4 protein-coding genes are annotated in these 3,806 nt (G+C 62.7%); 3 read left to right on the top strand and 1 reads right to left on the bottom strand.

Annotated features, from left to right (window positions below; translation table 11 throughout):
• The 3 genes from I5W_RS24585 to I5W_RS24575 all read left to right on the top strand — a co-directional run.
• On the top strand, nucleotides 1–1,065 hold a 1,065-nt coding region (locus I5W_RS24585), incomplete at its 5' end, for an ABC transporter substrate-binding protein (RefSeq protein ID WP_044531221.1).
• A gap of 180 nt (nucleotides 1,066–1,245) precedes the next feature.
• Entirely contained in the window at nucleotides 1,246–2,145 is a 900-nt protein-coding gene (locus I5W_RS24580; RefSeq protein ID WP_044531220.1) for a carbohydrate ABC transporter permease, read from the top strand.
• On the top strand, nucleotides 2,145–3,026 hold the full coding sequence (locus I5W_RS24575; RefSeq protein ID WP_017453014.1) for a carbohydrate ABC transporter permease: 882 nt from the start codon (nucleotides 2,145–2,147) through the stop codon (nucleotides 3,024–3,026). Before I5W_RS24580 ends, I5W_RS24575 begins: the two co-directional genes overlap by 1 nt.
• A gap of 3 nt (nucleotides 3,027–3,029) precedes the next feature.
• On the opposite strand, the gene I5W_RS24570 is transcribed toward I5W_RS24575, so the two are convergent.
• The coding region (locus I5W_RS24570; RefSeq protein WP_044531219.1) for a TIM-barrel domain-containing protein at nucleotides 3,030–3,806 on the bottom strand (777 nt) is incomplete at its 5' end.

Genomic DNA, 3,806 nt, shown 5'->3' with positions numbered 1-3,806 from the left:
GTGCGTCCGAAATCGGCCGTGGCCGCCAACGTGGGCAGCGGTCCGGACATCGTGCTGGGCTGGTTTGACGACCCGCAACAGTACCCGACCAAGCTGATCGACATGACCGACCTGGCCGATTCGCTGGGCAAGCGCTATGGCGGCTGGTACGACGTCTGCCGCAAGTACGGCACCAAGGACGGCAAGTGGATCGCCCTGCCGCTGGGCGTGATCGGCAATGCCCTGGTCTATCGCGAAAGCCAGATCAAGGCCGCCGGCTTCGATGCCATCCCCAAGGACACGGCCGGCTTCCTCAAGCTGTGCCAGGCATTGAAGGCCAAGGACACCCCGGTCGGCTTCGCCCTGGGCAAGGCCGTGGGGATGCCCAACAACTGGGCGCACTGGCTGTTGTGGTCGCACGGCGGCAAGCTGGTGAACAAGCAGGGCCAGGTCGTCATCAACTCGCCCGAGACCCGCGCCGCGCTGGAATACGCCAAGCAGCTCTATGCCACCTTCGTACCGGGCACCCTGTCCTGGCAGGATCCGTCCAACAACAAGGCCTATCTGGATGGCCAGATCAGCCTGACGGCCAACGGCATCTCGGTCTACTACGCCGCCAAGAATTCGCAAGACCCCAAGCTGCAGGAGATCGGCCGCGACACCCAGCACGCGCACTTCCCCATCGGTCCGGTGGGCAAGCCCTCCGAGCTGATGCAGATCACGCAGATGATGGTCTTCAAGCACACCAAGTACCCCAACGCGGCCAAGGCCTTCGTGCAATTCATGTTCGAGCCGGACCAGTACAACCCATGGATGAAGGCCTCCATCGGCTACGTCAGCCAGTCGCTCAAGGCCTACGAAAAGAACCCGGTCTGGACCGACGACCCCAAGGCCACGGTGTACCGCGACTCGGCCTCGCTGATGCTGGACCATGGCCACGAAGGCCCGCTGGGACAAGCCTCGGCGGCCTGCATGGCGGACTATGTGGTGGTGGACATGGTGGCCGAAGCGGCATCCGGCGCCAAGACCGTGCAGCAGGCCATCGACCGCGCAGCCGAACGCGCCAAGCGCTACTACAAGGCTTGATGCCGATGGTTTGAGCCTTCACGCGGCCACGCCGGGTTGCCTCGGGACAGCGGGCCAAGGGGCAGGTTGTCAGGGCCTGCCAGCCCGGCGCAGCAACGTGCAGGCACGAAGACTCCAAGACGCACGCGATCATCGTATCGGCCGCAGGCACGCCCTGCGGCCATTTCATCGAGGCACATCATGCTATCCCGATTCCTGAACAACCGTAACGTACTGGGGATGCTGTTCATGGCCCCGGCCGTGATCCTGCTGGTGGTGTTCCTGACCTACCCGCTGGGCCTGGGCATCTGGCTGGGCTTCACCGACACCAAGATCGGCGGCGAAGGCAGCTTCGTCGGCCTGGACAACTTCAGCTACCTGGCCGGCGACTCGCTGGCCCAACTGTCGCTGTTCAATACCGTGTTCTACACGGTCAGCGCCAGCATCCTCAAGTTCATGCTGGGCCTGTGGCTGGCCATCCTGCTCAACAAGAACGTGCCGCTGAAGACCTTCTTCCGCGCCATCGTGCTGCTGCCCTGGATCGTACNCACGGCATTATCGGCACTGGCGTTCTGGTGGCTGTATGACGCGCAGTTCTCCGTCATCAGCTGGGCTCTGCACAAGATGGGCCTGATCGACCATTACATCGACTTCCTGGGCGACCCGTGGAATGCACGCTGGTCCACGGTCTTTGCCAATGTCTGGCGCGGTATTCCCTTCGTGGCGATTTCGCTGTTGGCCGGTCTGCAGACCATCTCGCCGTCACTGTACGAGGCTGCCGCCATCGACGGTGCCACGCCCTGGCAGCAGTTCCGCCACGTGACCCTGCCGCTGTTGACGCCGATCATCGCGGTGGTGATGACCTTCTCGGTGCTGTTCACCTTCACCGACTTCCAGCTGATCTATGTGCTCACCCGCGGCGGCCCCTTGAACGCCACCCACCTGATGGCTACGCTGTCGTTCCAGCGCGCCATTCCCGGCGGTGCATTGGGTGAAGGCGCGGCGCTGGCCACCTACATGATCCCCTTCCTGCTGGCAGCGATCATGTTCTCTTACTTCGGCCTGCAACGTCGCGGCTGGCAACAAGGAGGTGACAAATAATGGCCAAGAAAAAAGACGACCAGATGGAAACCCAGGGCATGGATTTCCTGCAATCGACCCCGCGCAAGTGGGTGACGATCTATATTCCGCTGCTGATCTTCCTGTTCGTGCTGCTGTTCCCGTTCTACTGGATGGTGATCACCGCCTTCAAGCCCGACAATGAATTGCTCTCGCAGACCGGCAACCCGTTCTGGGTGGTCGCCCCCACGCTGGCGCACTTCAAGAAGCTCTTGTTCGACACCCAGTATCCGGCCTGGCTGTTGAACACGGTGATCGTCTCGGTAGTCTCCACCTTTGCCTCGCTGGCGGCCAGCGTATTTGCCGCCTATGCCATCGAACGGCTGCGCTTCCAGGGTTCCAAGCAGGTCGGGCTGGGCATCTTCCTGGCCTACCTGATCCCGCCTTCCATCCTCTTCATTCCGCTGGCGGCCATCGTGTTCAAGCTGGGCCTGTTCGATACGCGCTGGGCACTGATTCTGACCTATCCGACCTTCCTGATCCCGTTCTGCACCTGGCTCTTGATGGGCTACTTCCGATCCATTCCCTACGAACTGGAAGAGTGCGCATTGATCGACGGTGCTACGCGCTGGGAAATCCTGGTCAAGATCATCCTGCCGCTGGCCGTGCCCGGACTGATCTCGGCGGGCATCTTTGCCTTCACGCTGTCGTGGAATGAATTCATCTATGCGCTGACCTTCATTTCATCCTCGGAAGTAAAGACGGTACCGGTGGGGATCGTCACCGAACTGGTGGATGGCGACGTGTATCACTGGGGCGCGCTGATGGCCGGGGCGCTGCTGGGCTCGCTACCGGTGGCGGTGGTGTATTCGTTCTTTGTGGAGTATTACGTGTCGGGGATGACGGGGGCGGTGAAGGAGTAGACATCATCTCGCTACACCGATGCAGGCCAGAAGAACCCGTCCACCAGTCCCGGACGGGTTGTGCTCGCTGGCGATGCGGGCCTCAGGTGTGTGCAGGGTGCGGGTGTCGCCCGCCGGCAGCCAGATGTCCACCGTGTCGGTGGCCACCGGCATCTGGCCTTCCTGCGTCACCTGCAGCGTGATGCTGTGGGCATCGCTGCGGGCGCGCACCTGCCAGCGTCCCTGCTGGCCTTCGCGCCAGGCCTGGCTGTGGCCATCGTCCTCGATGCAGCCGCCGCTGGCTTCACCCTCACCGGGCACCGGCACCACCAGGAAGGCGCGCGCATCGGCGGGCTGGCCGAAGTGTGGTTCGGCCACGTTCATGGGGATCACGCCGCCCTTGCGGATGAGCATCACCGGCTGCTCCCAGGGCGCTGGAAGGCGCACGCGCTGGCCGCCGGCAAAGCTCTCGCCGCTCCAGTACGACACCCAATCCGCACCGGCTGGCAGATAGAGCTCGCGCTCGGTCTGTCCGGCCTCGACCACGGGCGCGACCAGCAGGTCGCTGCCCAGCATCATCTCGTCACATTCTTCATAGCAGCGACGATCCTGCGGGAACTGCGCGAAGGTCGGGCGCAGCACCGGCTGGTAATCCCGGGTGGATTGCCACAACAATTCATACAGGTAAGGAATGAAGCGGTAGCGCAGCTTGATGAGCGCAGCGATCTGGGCAGTCGCCTCGGGATACATCCAGGGTTCGTTGACGGTCTTGTCGTCGTTCCACGAATGGATGGAAAAGCG

This window comes from Herbaspirillum sp. B65 (assembly GCF_000333555.1).
In the GTDB taxonomy this organism is placed as follows: Bacteria; Pseudomonadota; Gammaproteobacteria; order Burkholderiales; family Burkholderiaceae_D; genus Herbaspirillum; species Herbaspirillum rubrisubalbicans.
This window is presented reverse-complemented; position numbering and strand designations above follow the sequence as displayed.